This window comes from Pseudomonas sp. MHK4 (assembly GCF_054600775.1).
Map to the genome: position 1 here is coordinate 618763 of NZ_BAAIAK010000002.1, position 17632 is coordinate 636394.

The following is a 17632-nucleotide window of genomic DNA, read 5'->3' on the forward strand; positions in this document are numbered from 1 at the left end:
GGAAACCCTAAGCAGCCTGCAGGGATGGCTGCTTAGGGTCGACAGTTCATTGCTAGCTCACCATAGCTTAAACGTGTAATCAATGTTGAGCCTTGTCTCGTCAACGTTACGAGCAAAATCGCTCTGGTAGTGGCCTTGTCGAACACGGAAGGCGACGCCTGAGAAAGTGCCTTGCTGAATAACGTAGGCAAGTTCGATGTCTCGTTCCCATTCGGAGCCTGACCAGTCATATTGTGGGAGGTGAACGTTATCACCTCGAACAACTCGGATCATGCCGGTTAATCCAGGAATCGCCATCGCAGCAAAGTCGTATTGATACTTGGCTTGCCAAACGCGCTCGTCCGGATTTATGTACTCTGAAACGAGGCTCCCACCAACGATAAGGTACGGATCGGTGCCAGCAAGATAAGGCATCGCGCTTTCGCCCGAGAGGCGCATATGACCCAAGCTGAAGGTGTGAGCCTTATGGCGATAGCTTAGGTTAATGTTGAAGTTGTAATTGTCGACGTTGCCTGCACGTTCTGCACCATCGCCCAAGCTCCGAAACAAATAAGCTTCTGTAGTGAGCGAATCGCTGCCGATGGCCGCTTTGTGGGTAGCGCCTACAAAATGCTGCGTATAGATGTCCTGAAGCTGCGCGAAGTAGTAGCTAGTCTTCAAAGAAGGATTCCACTGGTACTCGGCCCCACCATAGTAAAACGAATCGGACTCAGCACTGCCGATAAACCGGTTATTAGGACTACTTACCCTTAGCTTGTCACCGTTGGTTGAGTCGCGATAAATCTGCCGATCAAATGAGGCTGCATTGATTGTCAGATTGTCGATCTCTTTTGACTGGAGGGTTGCGCCCTCATAGTAAGGGGCAAACAATCTAGCAGTCACAGGGAATGCGACCGGCACCAACGTCGTGACGCTCCCTATTTGAAGTTCGGTCTTCGAGATTCGTGCCTTCCCTGCTACGCCTGCCTTGCTGTAATTGGGGCGTGGCTCTCGGTCGCTGGTGTCATAAGGGAGTAAGCCTGTGCCTGTGCGGTCAGGACTAGAGTCAAGCTTGAACCCTGCCATAGCTAAAGTATTCACCCCGAAACCAAGCGTCCCTGGGGTAAATCCCGAGCTGAAATTAAATTGGAAGCCTTGAGCCCATTCCTGAGCTTGCGATTGTCCGCTACCGTCGCGAAAGTCACGATCCATGTAGAAATTTCGAAGAGCGAGTGTGGCGCTGCTGTCCTCGACGAAGCCGCTCGCTATAGAGCAGGTCGCGTGCGAAAGCAGCAGCGCAGTTACGTACTGAGCCGCTTTCATGATTGAATTCTCTATTATTATTTTTAAATGAGTCGAAAGAGCATGGCGACTACTCAGTCGCCTTATGAAGCGTTCAAGCGTTACGCAATTCTCAGCGCCATTTTCCGTTCTTCTCTACGAAGTAGAACAATGACGCTTGCAGCCGCGGCCAAAATTCCTGGAGATGCCGCCAGCATCAGTCCTGCCACTCCGGTACCTGACGCAAGCATTTGACCGGCAATCAAAGGGCCGCTCATGGAGCCAAAACGACCTATTGCTACTGCCGAGCCGACTCCTGTCGCCCGAATCGCGGAGGGATAGAACTGTGGAGCCAAGGCATACAGGATCAACTGCGCGGCGAGTACGAAAAAGCCTGCGATAAATCCGGCGATCAACATATTTACGAAGCTGGCTGATATTCCTAAGCCGAGCAGTGCCAGCAGCATGCCGCCATAGATCAAGGCAACGAGCTTGATGGCGTTCCAGCGATCGAGGAGTACGCCGGCGAGAATGGAGCCGGAAGCCATTCCCAGATTCAGTAGCGTTTGAACTGTCCCGACTTCTGATCGACTGAACCCTTGGCCCGCCAGCAATGTGGGAAGCCAGTTCAGCAACATGTAGACAACGGTCAGAGTGAAGAAACAACTGATCCACAAAAGCAAGGTCGGCATTGCCTGGCCCCTTCCAAACAAACCATCTGCAATACCAGTACGGGATTGAGCGTTCTGTGATCTGGTCGTTGCTTGGTACGAAGAAGATTCAGGCAAGAAAAAGTAGAGCACCGGCGCGACGATTATTGGAGCCCACCCACCGACATGGAAAACCAACTGCCATTGCTCAGCCCCACCAAGCATCGCTACCAACGAAGCGGTCGCTCCTCCTAAAGGTACTCCGCAATACATCAGGCTTACTGCAGTTGCGCGCCCAGTCTCTCGAGCCGATTCGGATGACAGCGCGATCAAGTTGGGTAGGGCAGCTCCAAGCCCCAGCCCAGTCATGAACCTTGCCGACAGCAAACTTGGCAAATCCCAAGCCATGCTGGTGACGATAGAAAAGGCACCAAACAGCAGGACGGAGCCAATGAGCACTGTCTTTCGTCCGATCCTGTCAGCTAGTAGCCCACCAATAAATGCGCCAGGCAGCAGGCCCAAAATACTCGAACTGAATACCCAGCCCATCTCCGCCTTATCCAGTTGGAAGTGAGCGGCAATTCCTGGCCCTGCGATTCCCGCCGATTGAATATCCACGCCTTCGAGCAGTGCGACGATGAAACACAAGGCCACGGTGATTACGGCGTGGTTACGAGCAGGCTTCATAAGTCACCCCCGAAATTCCTTGGTTCTGTGGTGGTGAGATCGATGCGGACGACAGGTGGTTTTGCCCGATGGTGGAGTGGCTTGCATGATTCAAAGGCCATGATTGCGCTCTCGTTGGTATTGTTATTGTGATTCGTTAGGTTTGTTAACGAGTTTTCGCGATCATAGATGCAAATTTCAAGGATAGTCAACGAACGATGATTTATTCCTTTTGGAGCGGAAATCGGTAACTGTAACGAATATTATCGTATAAGCACCGTATTCAAAGGCTCCAACGGCTAGCCGCCTAAGCTTTTGTAGGGCCGCGGAATGCGCCAGGCAACGTCTCACTAAATTTGATCACGAACAAAATGATTAATTGACATAACTATATTCTGAGGATTATTGTCGTTTCACCATGAACGGCCATCGAGCCAAACCCGGGGTGAGATATGAGCAAGTACGAAAACCGTTGGAGCACCGTAAAAGTCGAACTGGAGGAGGGCATCGCTTGGGTGATCCTGAATCGCCCCGAGAAACGCAATGCGATGAGTCCTACCCTGAATCGCGAAATGCGCGATGTGCTGGAAGTCCTCGAGCAGGACGCCGAAGCTCGCGTGCTGGTATTGACTGGCGCTGGTTCAGCCTGGACTGCCGGCATGGATTTGAAGGAATACTTCCGAGAAGTCGATGCAGGCCCGGAAATTCTTCAAGAGCGTATCCGTCGTGATGCTTCTGAGTGGCAGTGGAAACTGCTGCGGATGTACACCAAGCCAACGATCGCGATGGTGAACGGGTGGTGCTTCGGTGGCGGTTTCAGTCCTCTGGTTGCTTGTGATCTGGCAATCGCGGCAGATGAAGCCACCTTCGGCCTCTCGGAAATCAACTGGGGTATTCCGCCAGGCAACCTGGTAAGCAAGGCAATGGCCGATACCGTCGGGCATCGTCAATCGCTTTACTACATCATGACTGGCAAGACTTTCGATGGGCAGAAAGCCGCCGAAATGGGTCTGGTCAACAAAAGTGTCCCGCTGGCCCAGCTTCGCGATGAAGTTGTATTGCTGGCTCAAGATCTCTTGGACAAGAACCCTGTCGTGCTGCGGGCAGCGAAAATTGGTTTCAAGCGCTGCCGTGAACTCACCTGGGAGCAGAACGAAGATTACCTGTACGCCAAGCTTGATCAGTCACGCCTGCTCGACACCGAGGGCGGCCGTGAGCAGGGCATGAAGCAATTCTTGGATGATAAATCTATCAAGCCGGGTCTGCAGGCCTACAAGCGCTGAGGTCGTCAACCACGTAGCGCTGCAGATTCGCGTCGCTACGTCACGCCCGATCGTCAATCAGCCTTTGCGTAACTAGGAGAGATCAATGTTCAACGTTCCTCTGTTGATAGGCGGTCAAGCCAGGCCCGCCTCAAATGGGAAAACCTTCGAGCGATGCAATCCTGTGAGCGGTGTTGTCGTTTCTCAGGTAGCAGCTGCCACTGTGGAAGATGCAGATGCAGCTGTCGCGGCAGCAAAGGATGCATTCCCTGCATGGGCTGCTTTACCGCCAAGTGAGCGTCGTGCGCGACTGCTGCGGGCGGCTGAGCTCATGACTGAAAGAGCTGCGGAGTTCGTCGCTACTAAGGGTGAGACCGGCGCCATGGCGAACTGGTATGCCCACAACGTGTTCTTGGCGGCGAACGTATTGCGTGAGGCTGCATCGATGGTTACCCAGATTCAGGGGAACGTGATTCCATCGGACGTACCAGGTTCCTTTGCCATGGCAATACGTCAACCTTGCGGAGTGATTCTGGGCATCGCACCGTGGAATGCGCCGGTCATTCTCGCGACTCGAGCAATCGCTATGCCGTTAGCGTGTGGCAACACGGTGGTATTGAAATCTTCAGAAATTAGTCCTGCCGTTCATCATCTGATCGGACAGGTGCTCCAGGATTCAGGTCTTGGAGATGGCGTGGTCAACGTCATCAGTAATGCCCCGGAAGATGCCTCTAAGATTGTTGAACGATTGATCGCAAATCCTGCGGTACGACGCGTTAACTTCACAGGGTCAACACATGTCGGGCGGATTATCGGAGAGCTGTCAGCGCGTCATCTGAAGCCAGCCTTGCTTGAGCTAGGCGGTAAGGCTCCTCTGGTCGTGTTAGCCGATGCTGACCTCGAAGCCGCAGTAGAGGCCGCTGCATTTGGCGCCTACTTCAATCAAGGCCAGATATGCATGTCCACCGAGAAGCTAATCGTGGACGAGAGCGTCGCCGACCGCTTTGTTGAGATGCTGACCGTTAAAGTTCAGACGCTCCATGCAGGTGATCCGGAAGATGAAAATTCTGTATTGGGATCTCTCGTGGATAGTGCTGCCGCACGACGAATTCAAGGGATGGTAGGTCAGGCAATCGAGTTGGGGGCAAACCTCATTTGTGGCGGCAAAGTGGAGGGCAGCATCATGCAGCCTGTGCTACTCGATGGCGTCACTTCGGACATGCAGCTATATCGCGAAGAGTCGTTCGGGCCTGTCGCGGTAGTCATCCGCGGAAGCGGGGACGAGGAGTTGATTCGTCTGGCCAATGATTCAGCGTTCGGACTTTCCGCAGCCATTTTCAGTCGAGACACTTCGCGCGCCCTGGCGTTGGCTCAACAAATTGAGTCGGGTATTTGCCACATCAATGGCCCAACCGTCCACGACGAACCACAGATGCCTTTCGGCGGCGTCAAGGCCAGCGGTTACGGTAGCTTTGGAGGCAAAGCTTCCATCGACCAGTTCACCCAGTTGCGATGGGTGACCATCCAGCATGGTAATCGAGCCTACCCAATTTAACTGCGTACCCACGCTTTATTGGTTCTCTACTGCTTCGAATAAAAACAACACGAGGCGCTGACTCTTCAGTGCTTCAACACGCTGAAGGCTTGATCTCTTAGAGATCGCCTTGCGTTGCAATCTGCAGAGGTTCAATACGTGAATAGCGAAACTACGTGGAAAGAGTCGCCCGAGGTAGGGGGGCATGCACTGCCTCCCATACGCCCGGTTGTCATTGGTAGGCCTGGAGTGACGATCGAGCAGCGTGGTGGGGCTATCTACCTTCGATCGAACGAGTATTTGGAAGCCTATCCAAAACGCTTGATGGATCGTCTCGTGCACTGGGCGCAAGCTAAACCTGACCATACGTTTGTTGCACGCCGAGATTCGGATGGGGAGTGGGTGCGAATTAGCTATTCGCAAATTCTGCAGCGAGCTCAGATCATTGGTCAGCATCTGCTGTCGTTCAATTTAAGTGAAGAGCGCCCACTGGTCATCTTGTCGGGCAACGATTTGGAGCATTTGCAGTTAGCCACTGCGGCCCTTTATGTCGGCATACCTTACTGTCCGGTCTCTACGGCCTACTCAACGGTCGCGCAGGATTTCGGCAAGCTCAAACACATTATCGACACGCTAAACCCTGGCCTAATTTTCGCGGCCAATGGGGCAATGTACGAGCGCGCGATAGATTCAGTAGTGTCGATTGATACGCCTGTGGTGCTGACTTGCGGAGAGCTTCAGAAACGACGTCATATTTCGTTTGAAGATCTATGCCAGCCCATCGATACGCGCGACGCTCTTGCGGCGTTCGAGCAGGTTCAGCCCTCCACCATAGCCAAATTCCTGTTCACGTCCGGTTCCACCAAGTTGCCCAAAGCGGTGGTTACCACGCAGCAGATGTTGTGCGCGAATCAGCAGATGCTGCGCCAGACGTTCCCGGAGTTTATCGAGGAGCCACCCGTCTTGGTGGACTGGTTGCCCTGGAACCATACCTTCGGCGGCAGCCATAACGTCGGTATCGTTTTGTATAACGGCGGGACGCTGTATATCGATGATGGAAAACCGACGCCTCTGCATTTCGCGGAGACGCTGCGTAATCTCCTCGAAATCTCCCCTACCGCATACCTAACAGTACCAAAGGGTTGGGAGGAGCTAGTCTGCGCGCTGGAGAAGGATGCAGTTCTCAGGGAAAGATTTTTCTCGCGTATGAAACTGTTCTTCTTCGCCGGTGCAGGCCTTTCACAATCGGTATGGGATCGTCTGGAGAAAATCTCTACTGAACATTGTGGTGAGCGCATCCAGATCATGGCCGGGCTTGGCATGACCGAGACTGCTCCCAGCTGTACTTTTACAACCGGGCCTCTGTCCGTGTCCGGCTACGTGGGCCTGCCAGCGCCAGGCTGCGAAGTGAAGATGATGCCAGTCGATGGTAAGTACGAAGCTCGCTTCCGTGGGCCAAACGTCATGCCTGGCTACTGGCGGTCTCCGGAGCAAACCGCAAGCGCTTTCGACGAAGAAGGTTTTTATTGCTCAGGCGACGCCGTGCGTTTTGCTGACCCGGCATGCCCAGAGTTGGGGTTGATGTTCGACGGCCGAATTGCAGAGGACTTCAAGTTGTCTTCAGGCGGATTTGTCAGTGTTGGCCCCCTGCGCGCGCAAGTGATTGCAACTGGTGGCCCGTACATCATGGATGTGGTCGTAGCCGCGCCGAATCGCCAGCGTATTGGATTACTGGTGTTCCCTCACATTGAAGAGATGCGAAGCCTCGTTGGCGCAGACGCTACAGCGCGCGCCCAAGATATTTTGGAAAGTCCTGTAGCACGTGAGTGGTTGTTAGCTCTAATCAATCGACTGAATGAAAAAGCTACAGGCGTTGCCACTCGCATCGATTGGGCCGCCTGGCTTACAGAACCCCCAGCGCTAGATAAAGGCGAGATCACTGACAAGGGATCCGTAAATCAACGCGCTGTGCTGACGCATCGGGCGGAGAAAATCGAAAGTCTCTATGACGGTACCGATCCTAGCCGGTTGCTGGCCAGTCAAGACTAAATAAAAAGGTACGGATGGGATTGTCGACGGTCGATGCCCCCATCGTGTGCTCTCACATCTGGAGCTCGAGATGTCTGAATACTCTGCACCCCTGCGCGATATGAACTTCGTGATTGAAGAATGGCTCCAGGCTCCCAATGCTTGGCAACAGTCTCAGTTGTTCACTGACCTAGACATTGAGCTTGCCTCGCAGGTGCTCGAAGAGGCCGCGAAATTTGCAACTGGCGAATTGGCTCCTCTCAATGCGATAGGTGATCGTGAAGGGTGCAGGTGGATCGACGGGGAGGTTCGCACTCCGACTGGGTTTGCCGCGGCGTACGCACAATATGTTGAAGGTGGCTGGCCAGCGTTGGCATGTGCAACTGAAGATGGGGGCCAAGGACTGCCTCAATTATTGAACGCAGCGCTACATGAAATGCTCTTCAGCGCTAATCACGCGTGGGCGATGTACACAGGCATTGCGCACGGTGCTTACGAATGCCTACGCGCGCACGGATCAGAGGAGCTGCGTGCGAGATATCTTGAACAAATCGTCTCCGGTGAATGCCTTCCAACCATGTGCCTGACCGAGCCCCAAGCAGGCAGCGATGTCGGATTAGTGCGTACCAGGGCTGATCGGCAAAACGACGGTACCTACACGCTGACTGGCAACAAGATTTTCATTTCTGGTGCAGAACACGATTTCACTCAGAACATTCTGCACTTGGTCTTGGCTCGTGTACCGGGAGCTCCGGCGGGTAACCGAGGTATTTCGCTTTTTCTGGTTCCTAAATACTTCAGCGGCGCCCAGGGCGATGAGCAGAACGGAATTCGCTGCGTTGGAATCGAACATAAGATGGGAATCCATGGCAGTCCGACATGCAGCATTGCATTCGAGGGCGCTAAGGGGTGGCTGGTCGGTCAGGAAGATGCTGGATTGAACGCCATGTTCATCATGATGAACTCTGCGCGTCTCCATGTCGGGTTGCAGGGACTTGGGCATGCACAGATGGCATTGCAGGAAGCAACTGGCTATGCCGCGGAGCGCACGCAGATGCGCGCTCCTCGTCGACCAGAAGGCGTGCCTGCTGCACCTGTTGATCCTATTGAGTACCACCCGGCGATGCGTCGCAAGCTTCTGGAGCTTCGAGCATACACAGAGGGCATGCGTGCTATTGGCTATTGGGCTGCCCATTTACTTGATATGGCAGAAGACGCTTCAGAGGCTGAACGGCACCGCCTAGAGCAGCAAGCGAGTTTATTGACACCAATAATCAAAGCCTTCTTCAGCGAGCAAGGTTTCCGGCTGGCCAGCGAAGCTTTGCAGGTACATGGTGGATACGGTTATGTACAGGATTACAGCATCGAGCAGACACTAAGGGACAGCAGGGTAGTCATGCTCTACGAGGGCACCAATGAAATTCAGGCCAATGATCTGCTTCTTCGAAAGGTGTTAGGCGACAAACATAACGCCTTTGGCAATCTGATAGAGCTCATCCTGAATGAGGCTCACCAGGAGGCTCACAGCGTTTCTGGGTATGGCGTTGTGCTCGAGGTTCTCTGCGCTGAGTTACGTGAAGTGGTGAGTTCACTGCACGATAGTAAAGATCCCGAGCAACCCTATCGAATAGCGACTGATTTTTTGCGCTTGATGGGCCTAGTGCTGCTTGGCTACGCGTGGGCGCGAACATGGCGAATCTCATTAGAGCGAGCCGGGCCTTTCTACCAAACCAAAATTGAAACGGCTCAGTTTTACTTTGACTACGTCCTGCCGGAAGCCGATCTGAGAATCAAAATTATCCGCAAGGCAGCCGTGCTGCCGTTCAAACGGAGGGGTTGAAATGAATGCTGCCGACCTGATTGCTATCGACATTCATACTCATGCAGAGGTCTCCTGTCATGCGCCAGACGATGACTACAGGATTGAGTTTGAAGAGGCTAAGCGCAAGTACTTCAAATCTGGAGCCCCGCCATCCATTGCGGAAACCATCGCGTACTACAGAGAAAGAAAAATCGGTTTGGTGATGTTTACGGTCGATTGGGAATTTGAGATCGGTCGGCGCCGCATCCCCAATGAAGAGGTAGCGCTTGCGGCGCAAGACAACGCGGACATGATGATGGCGTTCGCAAGTATCGATCCTCATAAAGGGAAGATGGGTGTTCGTGAAATGCGTCGGCTGATTAACGATTTTGGTATCAAGGGGTTCAAGTTTCACCCTACCTGCCAAGGGTTCTTCCCGAACGACCGCATGGCTTATCAGCTGTACGAGGTTATTGCTGAGCATGGCCTGCCAGCAATCTTCCATAGTGGTCATTCCGGTGTAGGCTCAGGCATGCCGGGCGGCGGCGGATTACGTCTAAAGTACTCTAATCCCATTCACCTGGACGACGTTGCCGCGGATTTTCCTGATATGAAAATCATCGTCGCGCACCCATCATGGCCTTGGCAGGATGAGGCGTTGTCCGTCTGCCTTCACAAACCCAACGTTTACATAGACCTTTCAGGGTGGTCGCCAAAGTACTTTCCCCCGCAACTCGTTCAATACGCGAATACTTTGCTTAAAGAGAAAATGCTCTTCGGTTCAGATTTTCCATTGATTACGCCCGATCGCTGGATGAAGGACTTTAAGGAAGCTGGATTTAAGGAGGAGGTGCACTCTCTCATCCTCAAAGAAAACGCGATGCGGGTACTAGGGCTGAGTTCGGAGGCCGTATGAATATGGTGAATGCTCCGCCAGGTGCCGATCAAGATGTCGATGTACGTCTCGATGATCTGCTTGGCTATACGTTCCGTCGAATACAAATTCGAATGAGCCAGCATCTTACTGAGCAGTTTTCCGACTTCAGACTCAGACCTGGACAGTTTTCCGCGATGCTCATATTGGAGCAGTTTCCTGGAATCACCCAAGTGGATTTGGCTCGGAGCTTAGCCATGGAGCCTTCTCAGGTTGTCCAGCTGATTACGAAGCTCGAGAGACGAGCACTTGTAATCCGACAGCGGGGACTTCAGGACAGGCGAGCAAACTTCCTCCATTTGAGCGAAGAAGGTCAAGAGCTGGTTAAGAAGCTAAAGGTCGTCGCTTTACGAAGTGACGACGTAGTTTGTTCAGCTCTTAGTGATGATGAGAAGGCCCATTTGCACCTTCTGCTCTCCAAAATGCTTTAACCGCATTAATAAATTGGGTTTTGCTGTTATGAATAACTCATTGAGGGTGACTACCTCCAGGGAGGGAAACGACCGTGGCGCCTTTGATGGGCACCGGCACACTGCGCTCAAACTCTTTGCGCAACATGGATTTCGCCAGATAAGCATGCGAGATTTGGCTCTGCATATCGGCTTGAAACCTGGATCGATTTACTACTACATAGAGAGTAAAGAACAGCTACTGTTCGAATTTATAGAAGAAATTTATGACTTTTTAAATGTCCCAGGTTTCCTAACATACAACGTCTATGCGCTTAGTCCTGTAGAGCGCTTGCAGAAATTCATTGAATATCATGTACATATCTATAGCTCGATGCCTTTGCATTTCCAGTTACTGCAAAGGGAAAAGGTAAATTTAACAGACGTCTATGGCGATGCGCTGAGAGCCCACGCGGACAAGTATGAGGCGTATACCCTGACGTTGATTGATCCCCTCATAGACGGACAATTCAAGAGCTGCGCGACTCAAAAAGCTGGTGACATCGTTCAATTGTTGAATTCCGTACCTGGCTGCCTGCTAGGTTCCGGCTTCGGACTGGAGGAGATCTCGCGAATTCTGTTCGACCTCGCGACGCAGGTAATCCAGGCACGTTCGTCTTCGTGTTGAAGCCTATCCCGGTGGCTATACCTCACCATTGCACCCTTCCAAAAGCTATGCGAGCAAGAAGCCCGTGCTTGAGCCTCAGCGCCAATATTCGGTTTAAGCGAAGCATTTCTTCTTTGACAGGACAGAGCATTGCATCCATGATAAATCATCATTTGATGATTTTCTGAGGTCTAAATTGGATCGTAAAGAAATGCCCGGCCTGCTCGTAATGTCGCGTCGAACTGTGCTTGCGAGTGCGGTAGGCGCTGCTCTGATGTCGACCTTCGGTGGCGTGGCGCGCGCCACCACTCTAGGAGATGACGTGATGACCCGAGATTTTCCGACCCGTATCTATGGTGACGATGCGGCAGAAATTCCTTACCGCAAAGCTCTGCCACCTGAGGCTCCTCGAGCACGTTACACAGGATTTAAGCCCGAGCAGGTAACCTTGCCGAAAGGTTCTATTCGCCGTGCGGGTGCGAAACCCCTTCCTGTTGACATAATTCTCGAGCGAGATGTTGCGGTTAAGATGCGCGATGGGGTTACCATCTATGTTGATGTTTTCCGTCCGGCCAAGAGCGGTAAATTTCCTTCGCTGGTCGCATGGAGCCCCTACGGCAAGGAGATTGGGGGGCAATGGCTGGATGACATTCATGGTCGCGCTGGTGTGCCCTTAGAGTGGGTGTCCGAGCTGCAGAAATTCGAAGGGCCGGATCCAGCATTTTGGGTCGAACAAGGCTATGTGGTGCTGAATCCTGACCCTCGAGGCGCATATAACTCAGAGGGCAATATCAGCTATTGGGGCCGTCAGTTAGCCGAAGACGGCTACGACTTCATCGAGTGGGCGGCTGAGCAGCCTTGGAGCTCTGGCAAGATTGGGATGGCTGGTAATTCATGGCTAGCAGTGTCGCAATGGTTCATAGCGGCGGAACAACCCCCACACCTAGCCGCGATCGCCCCCTGGGAAGGCTTCAGCGACCATTTCCGTGACACCGGTAACCGCGGCGGCATTCCAGCTCCGGCATTCCCCGAGGCAATCATCCAGACCTTTGCAGGCAAAGGGTACATCGAAGATCAGCCTCGCATGATTGTTAAACAGCAGGTGATGAGTCCCTATTGGGCTGACAAGAAAGCCCGGTTGGAACGCATTCAGGTTCCCGCCTATGTCGTCGCGAGCTACACCAACGCTGCGCATACCCATGGCACGTTTGATGGTTTCCGAAAAATTGCTTCGAAAGAGAAGTGGTTGCGAGTGAACAACACGAACGAATGGCTCGACTTCTACACCCCGCAGTATGAGCAGGAGTTGTTGAAATTCTTCAACCACTACCTCAAGGGGGAGAAGAACGGTTGGCAAGAAACGCCTCAGGTGAGGATTTGTGTGCTTGATCCGAGCGGCACCGACGAGGTTGATCGAGTTGAAAAACAGTGGCCACCAGCTCGAGTAAAATCGACGAAATTGTTCTTGGCGGACAAGGGCAACCTAGATACTGCAGCACCGCCTAAAGAGGCCAAGATATCTTACGAAGTCGGGCCAAACGGTAAGATCTCGCTGACCTACAAATTCGATAAGGACGTTGAACTGATCGGCTACATGAAGCTTCGCCTCTGGGTAGAAGCGAAAGGCTCGAACGATATGGAACTAGCCGTAAGCGTCGAAAAACGCGATGCTACGGGAAATCCCTACAATCGCGAGTTGGGTGAGGGCATGGTCGGGCCGGTGGCCTCGACCGGGCTGCTGCGCGTATCCCAGCGCGAATTGAATGAACAGCTCTCAACCGATTTCGAGCCTTATCTGAAGCATGAACGAGAAGAGCTGCTGAAGCCCGGGGAAATTGTGCCAGTGGAGATTGGTATTTGGCCTATGGCAATGCGCTATAAGGCTGGAGAAGAACTCTATCTGACGATTGCAGCTCACCACCCGATGAGCACCGACTTCGACATGGGTTTTGGCGCAGCTAAGATCGAAATATCTGAGCAGAATTTCACACATGACCGGAGCAACCCTGGGGCATTGAAGAGCATGGGGGGCGGTGCTAACACATCACCGAGCGCCATCCGCGAACAGAAGGTTCCAACTCCCACAAGCCGTAACAAGGGAACTCATGTGTTCCACCTCGGCGGTAGGTATGATAGCCACTTGTTAATCCCAGTGATTACCCTCTGACTAATCAGTGCCGGCCTTGGCTGTAAGCCAAGGCCGGCAACCGCAGCAGGGGCATAGCAATCTTGCATACAGAGGTATTTTGCTTGAAATCCGAAAGCGCCGTCCCTCCTCAAAAGGCTCAACGTGGTCGCAGACGTAGTGGAGAGGTAAGCGGTCGAGAGGTTCTACTTGAGTCAGCTTTACAAGCATTTTCGAAGTTCGGCTATGAAGGTGTTTCTCTGCGATCAATCGCCGCGGACGCTGGTGTCGATATGGCACTGGTTGCTAGGATCTTCGGATCGAAGGCCGATCTCTGGGATTATATTGTAGATAGTTTTGCGGTACGACAAGTTGATCATTTGGCGCAGATACGCAATCTTAATGACGAAGCGGAGAAGAACCCCGAAAAAGCCATGCAACGATTTATTCAGCTCTTCGCTGATATTTCTTTCCACATGCCAGAGTTTCCTGCTTTTCTTCTGCTGGAGGCAAGCAACCCTGGGCCAAGACTTAAAAAATTGAATGAAGAGCTTATCGAGCCCTTTAAAGCCGCAAGCCTTCCTCTAATTTCAAAAGCGCGAGAAGCAGGAATAATCATCGCGCATAATGACGAACTATTCTTTGGTATGTTGATATCGGCGATTTCTTTGCCAATGGTTGCACCGGCTGTATTTTGTGGAAAGCCAACACTCAGTGCTCGATTGAAAAACAGCATTGCCAAACAAGCCATGGCAATGTTTATTGTACGAACGGAAAATCTTTCTTCCTAACATAAGCCAATTCGCCCGCTAGGAATTCAGTTTGCGAGCGGGCGCAATCACGTCTGCTTTCTGTGTCATAAATATCAAACGAATGATTTCATCGCGCGGAGCGAAATTCTTTGGGTGAAACACCGCAAGAGCGTTTGAAGAATCTAGAGAAATAGGCGGGCTCGGAAAAGCCAAGACTGTCAGAAACTTGATTGATAGTCATTTCGGTGTATATGAGACATCGTTTCGCTTCGAGCGAAAGCCTTTCGTTGATCATCTGTAAGGCCGATTGCCCGCCCAGGCGCCGACACAAGGAGTTTAAGTGGTTAGCGCTAATTCCCAATGCCGAGGCATATCGCGAGATTGGCCAATGCTCCCGGTACCGATGCTCAAGCATTGATACGAAACTTTGGAGGTGTTCTAGGCCCCGTTCAGTCGTATGCAGGTGGCTCTCAGCTTCTTCGGAGTTTTTTCGGAGAATCCAAACCATCAGCAAATTGATCAATGAATGCAATGCAAGTTGCCGGCCCCGGTGTTTTTGCCGGTATTCGGTACTGATTGCGTTGAACAGCATGTCGAGGTGCGCAGCATCCTCACCCACTTCATGGCACACGTTTTTATATATGTCAGCTCCCTCAAGCGCCGAGGACAATCCCTGCAACAACGGTTGTGCAAATGTCAGGATATGCCCCTGTATGTCTTGGGAGAACTTAAAGGAGTGAATGCTCATCGCAGGGACTACCTGGAGCGTAGGACGATCTACGTGGACGACAGCATCCTCAACCTTAAGTACTGCATTACCTCCCTGTACATATAGCAACTGCATCAAATCGACATGTCGATGAGCCTTGATTTCCCAATCATGAAGTTTGCTCCGCTCTGGTATGGATTCACAATGCATCAAATCCGGGGTGGGCCAGGAGGCTGTCTCACCGTAAAGCTTGAAAGCTGGTATCCCAACATCAGGTGTCTTTACCATCAGGATCGCCTCGGTGGATCATTCAAAAATCCAAATAATGAAATGGATATTGCCTTCTTATCCACTCCTTTGTCACTAAAAATACAGGAGACAAAAATAATCACACTCCCAGACCCTGCGCGGTTTCAGGGAGCTTACGACGGAAAACCACGATGAAAACTCAAGTCGCAATTATCGGCTCTGGGCCATCCGGCCTTCTTCTCGGTCAGCTGCTCCAGCGTGCCGGCATCGATAACATCATTATCGAACGCAAGAACCCCGAATATATCCTGTCCCGCATACGCGCTGGGGTGTTGGAACAAGGCACCGTGGATTTACTGCGCGAGGCGGGAGTGAGCGATCGCATGGAGAAGGAGGGGTTAGTCCACGATGGTTTTAAAATCGCGTTCGATGGTCGTAGTGAGCACATCAATCTCAAGTCGCTGACCGGCGGGAAAACCGTAATGGTCTATGGACAAACTGAAGTCACGCGTGACCTTATCGATGCTCGTAGTCAAGCCGGTGGAATAACAATTTACGACGCGGATGAAGTAACGCCGCATGACATGAAAACCGACAGCCCCTATGTCACTTGTATAAAGAACGGAGAGGTCGTAAGAATTGATTGTGACTATATCGCTGGTTGTGATGGATTCCACGGTATATCTCGACAGTCAATTCCGGCAGAAAATTTAAAAATTTATGAGCGCGTTTATCCATTTGGCTGGCTAGGTGTACTTGCGGATACCCCGCCGGTTGATGATGAGCTCATCTATGCACGACACGAACGTGGATTCGCTCTATGCAGTATGCGCTCGCCCACCCGGACACGTTATTACGTTCAGGTGGATGCGGAAGAAAAGGTTGAGGATTGGTCGGATGAGAGATTCTGGACAGAGCTTAAAAGCCGTCTGCCAGAAGAGGTGGCAGCACGTTTGCAAACTGGCCCTTCGATTGAAAAAAGTATTGCTCCCCTGCGAAGCTTTGTTGTAGAGCCTATGCAGTATGGTCGGTTATTTCTGTTAGGCGATGCTGCACATATCGTCCCCCCAACTGGCGCGAAAGGGTTAAACCTGGCGGCTAGCGATGTTAGTACGCTCTATCGAATTCTTATAAAAGTTTATAAGGAAGGGCGCACAGAGTTTGTCGAGCGATACTCTCAAATCTGCCTGAAGCGCGTCTGGAAGGCAGAGCGTTTTTCTTGGTGGATGACGTCGATGCTCCATAATTTTCCGGGAACGGACGATTTTAGCCAGCGGATACAGCAGACAGAGTTGGACTACTTCGTTTCATCGGAGGTCGGCAAAAAAAGTATGGCAGAGAACTACGTTGGGCTTCCTTACGAGAAAATCGATTGAGGCTTCAATGCTCAGGAGCGATCACAATTGGACTCAAGGGCTTCAAAATCGACTAAATCTGATGATTAAGACGGACGTCATGTTATAGGAGAGTTAGAGTATTCTCTGGCCGCTTTTTTGTGATGCGGAGTAGCGTCTAGCGAAGCGGTGTTGCCACGCACAACACCGCTATCGCTCGTTGGTAAATGGCAACTGCGTAGCCAAAACATCCATTGCCTACTGGTTCGTGTCGATTCTGCGCACCGGATTACGCATTCTTCGATAGAGCAGCATCCAGCGATCAATAACCTAATACGTTCAGCAAGTCTTTCACCTCAGCTAGCGCGGGAGCATGCGCTCCAGCATGGCGGCAGGATATGGATGCACAGGCTGCCGAAAACCGTAAACGATCCATCAAATCGGCTATACCCAGCAGATCGGCAGCCAGCCAACCAGCCATGCAGGCGTCTCCTGCCCCGACAGTATCAGCGACGTCCACAGGAATCGCTGGCTGCTCATGTTGGCTGTCCGGCGTGTGCAGAATCATTCCGTGCTCACCGCGAGTAAAAAGGATGTGGGCCAGGGGATTTAGGGCCCGTATCTCGTCTATCGCCTGACTTTCGGTGAGCCCTGGGTAGATTTGCCTGATGTCTTCGTCAGAAAGCTTAATCATGTCGGCTAAGACGGTCATCGTTGGGAAGGTTTGTTCCCGGTAATGTCTGTCCATCAAATTACGCCAGTTCGGGTCATAGCTAATCCGTTTACCTGTAGCTTTTGTATGCTGAGCGAGTTTTACCAGTCGGTCTCCTAACGGCTGACGAGTCAAGCTGATACAGCTGAAGTGACAAACTTCAACCTGGTCTTCCCATCCCTGTGGCATCAGAACTGGATCAAAGGACAGGTCGGCTTCACCGGCGAAAAAATATCTTGGAGGATGACTCGAAGGAACGATGGCAACCAGGGGATCTCGGTTTACGCGTTGTATAAACCTCATGTCCAGGCCTGCCAATCCAGACTGCCGCACGATTTCGTCGCCTAGGGTTTCGGTGCTGATAGATCCTGCGAAGGCACTGCTGATACCCAGGCGGCTTAGCGTACGTGCAACATTCCAGGGAGCTCCGCCTGGATAGCCCTGCCATTCCCCGGGCAAGCCTTGGACAAGGTCGGTCAGTGCTTCACCAAATACAATTGCGCGCGGCAATGCCATCATCATTTCCTCAGTTTGTTTTTGTTGGGCAGCGGCTGACGATT

At 52.1% G+C, this 17632-nt stretch carries 14 protein-coding genes; 10 read left to right on the forward strand and 4 right to left on the reverse strand.

The genetic code is table 11. The features are described 5' to 3' along the window. Window positions 1–57: 57 nt before the first annotated feature. Complete coding sequence (locus tag ACYP2Q_RS07800; RefSeq protein ID WP_459729957.1) at window positions 58–1302, reverse strand: OprD family porin; 1245 nt, start codon at window positions 1300–1302, stop codon at window positions 58–60. An 80-nt stretch (window positions 1303–1382) separates the two neighbouring features. Then, entirely contained in the window at window positions 1383–2597 is a 1215-nt protein-coding gene (gene mhpT / locus ACYP2Q_RS07805; protein ID WP_459729958.1) for a 3-(3-hydroxy-phenyl)propionate transporter MhpT, read from the reverse strand. A gap of 431 nt (window positions 2598–3028) precedes the next feature. Here mhpT and ACYP2Q_RS07810 point away from each other — a divergent pair, with 431 nt between their 5' ends. The 9 genes from ACYP2Q_RS07810 (at window position 3029) to ACYP2Q_RS07850 (ending at window position 14107) form a co-directional block, all read left to right on the forward strand. Continuing rightward, on the forward strand, window positions 3029–3859 hold the full coding sequence (locus ACYP2Q_RS07810) for a p-hydroxycinnamoyl CoA hydratase/lyase (protein WP_259197924.1): 831 nt from the start codon (window positions 3029–3031) through the stop codon (window positions 3857–3859). An 85-nt stretch (window positions 3860–3944) separates the two neighbouring features. After that, window positions 3945–5393, forward strand: coding sequence for an aldehyde dehydrogenase (locus ACYP2Q_RS07815; protein ID WP_400749130.1), 1449 nt, complete (start codon window positions 3945–3947; stop codon window positions 5391–5393). Window positions 5394–5531: 138 nt separating this feature from the next. After that, window positions 5532–7421, forward strand: a complete 1890-nt coding sequence (locus ACYP2Q_RS07820; RefSeq protein WP_459729959.1) for a feruloyl-CoA synthase — start codon at window positions 5532–5534, stop codon at window positions 7419–7421. Between the two features lie 70 nt (window positions 7422–7491). Next, entirely contained in the window at window positions 7492–9240 is a 1749-nt protein-coding gene (locus ACYP2Q_RS07825) for an acyl-CoA dehydrogenase family protein (RefSeq protein WP_400749135.1), read from the forward strand. A gap of 1 nt (window position 9241) precedes the next feature. Beyond that, window positions 9242–10117: an amidohydrolase family protein gene (locus ACYP2Q_RS07830; protein WP_400749137.1), complete on the forward strand. Its 876-nt coding sequence runs from the start codon at window positions 9242–9244 to the stop codon at window positions 10115–10117. Further along, entirely contained in the window at window positions 10114–10566 is a 453-nt protein-coding gene (locus ACYP2Q_RS07835; RefSeq protein WP_259197915.1) for a MarR family winged helix-turn-helix transcriptional regulator, read from the forward strand. Before ACYP2Q_RS07830 ends, ACYP2Q_RS07835 begins: the two co-directional genes overlap by 4 nt. Before the next feature lie 28 nt (window positions 10567–10594). Beyond that, window positions 10595–11212 carry a TetR/AcrR family transcriptional regulator gene (locus ACYP2Q_RS07840; RefSeq protein ID WP_400749139.1) on the forward strand — a complete coding sequence of 206 codons (618 nt, stop codon included), beginning with the start codon at window positions 10595–10597 and terminating at the stop codon, window positions 11210–11212. A gap of 175 nt (window positions 11213–11387) precedes the next feature. Beyond that, window positions 11388–13358, forward strand: a complete 1971-nt coding sequence (locus tag ACYP2Q_RS07845) for a CocE/NonD family hydrolase (protein ID WP_400749142.1) — start codon at window positions 11388–11390, stop codon at window positions 13356–13358. Window positions 13359–13441: 83 nt separating this feature from the next. Further along, window positions 13442–14107, forward strand: coding sequence for a TetR/AcrR family transcriptional regulator (locus ACYP2Q_RS07850; RefSeq protein WP_400749145.1), 666 nt, complete (start codon window positions 13442–13444; stop codon window positions 14105–14107). Between the two features lie 88 nt (window positions 14108–14195). Here ACYP2Q_RS07850 and ACYP2Q_RS07855 read toward each other — a convergent pair whose 3' ends face one another. Beyond that, window positions 14196–15065 carry a helix-turn-helix domain-containing protein gene (locus tag ACYP2Q_RS07855; protein WP_400749147.1) on the reverse strand — a complete coding sequence of 290 codons (870 nt, stop codon included), beginning with the start codon at window positions 15063–15065 and terminating at the stop codon, window positions 14196–14198. A 152-nt stretch (window positions 15066–15217) separates the two neighbouring features. Here ACYP2Q_RS07855 and pobA point away from each other — a divergent pair, with 152 nt between their 5' ends. After that, window positions 15218–16402 carry a 4-hydroxybenzoate 3-monooxygenase gene (pobA, locus tag ACYP2Q_RS07860; protein ID WP_400749149.1) on the forward strand — a complete coding sequence of 395 codons (1185 nt, stop codon included), beginning with the start codon at window positions 15218–15220 and terminating at the stop codon, window positions 16400–16402. Window positions 16403–16682: 280 nt separating this feature from the next. Here the strand turns inward: pobA and ACYP2Q_RS07865 are convergent, their stop codons facing one another. Next, window positions 16683–17588, reverse strand: a complete 906-nt coding sequence (locus tag ACYP2Q_RS07865) for a carbohydrate kinase family protein (RefSeq protein ID WP_400749151.1) — start codon at window positions 17586–17588, stop codon at window positions 16683–16685. Window positions 17589–17632 lie beyond the last annotated feature (44 nt).

What these genes read in the sequence shown, in the direction of transcription:
- ACYP2Q_RS07800 (WP_459729957.1), bottom strand. Translation starts at nt 1,302, where the DNA reads ATGAAAGCGGCTCAGTACGTAACTGCGCTGCTGCTTTCGCACGCGACC.
- mhpT (WP_459729958.1), bottom strand. Translation starts at nt 2,597, where the DNA reads ATGAAGCCTGCTCGTAACCACGCCGTAATCACCGTGGCCTTGTGTTTC.
- ACYP2Q_RS07810 (WP_259197924.1), top strand. Translation starts at nt 3,029, where the DNA reads ATGAGCAAGTACGAAAACCGTTGGAGCACCGTAAAAGTCGAACTGGAG.
- ACYP2Q_RS07815 (WP_400749130.1), top strand. Translation starts at nt 3,945, where the DNA reads ATGTTCAACGTTCCTCTGTTGATAGGCGGTCAAGCCAGGCCCGCCTCA.
- ACYP2Q_RS07825 (WP_400749135.1), top strand. Translation starts at nt 7,492, where the DNA reads ATGTCTGAATACTCTGCACCCCTGCGCGATATGAACTTCGTGATTGAA.
- ACYP2Q_RS07830 (WP_400749137.1), top strand. Translation starts at nt 9,242, where the DNA reads ATGAATGCTGCCGACCTGATTGCTATCGACATTCATACTCATGCAGAG.
- ACYP2Q_RS07835 (WP_259197915.1), top strand. Translation starts at nt 10,114, where the DNA reads ATGAATATGGTGAATGCTCCGCCAGGTGCCGATCAAGATGTCGATGTA.
- ACYP2Q_RS07840 (WP_400749139.1), top strand. Translation starts at nt 10,595, where the DNA reads ATGAATAACTCATTGAGGGTGACTACCTCCAGGGAGGGAAACGACCGT.
- ACYP2Q_RS07855 (WP_400749147.1), bottom strand. Translation starts at nt 15,065, where the DNA reads ATGGTAAAGACACCTGATGTTGGGATACCAGCTTTCAAGCTTTACGGT.
- pobA (WP_400749149.1), top strand. Translation starts at nt 15,218, where the DNA reads ATGAAAACTCAAGTCGCAATTATCGGCTCTGGGCCATCCGGCCTTCTT.
- ACYP2Q_RS07865 (WP_400749151.1), bottom strand. Translation starts at nt 17,588, where the DNA reads ATGGCATTGCCGCGCGCAATTGTATTTGGTGAAGCACTGACCGACCTT.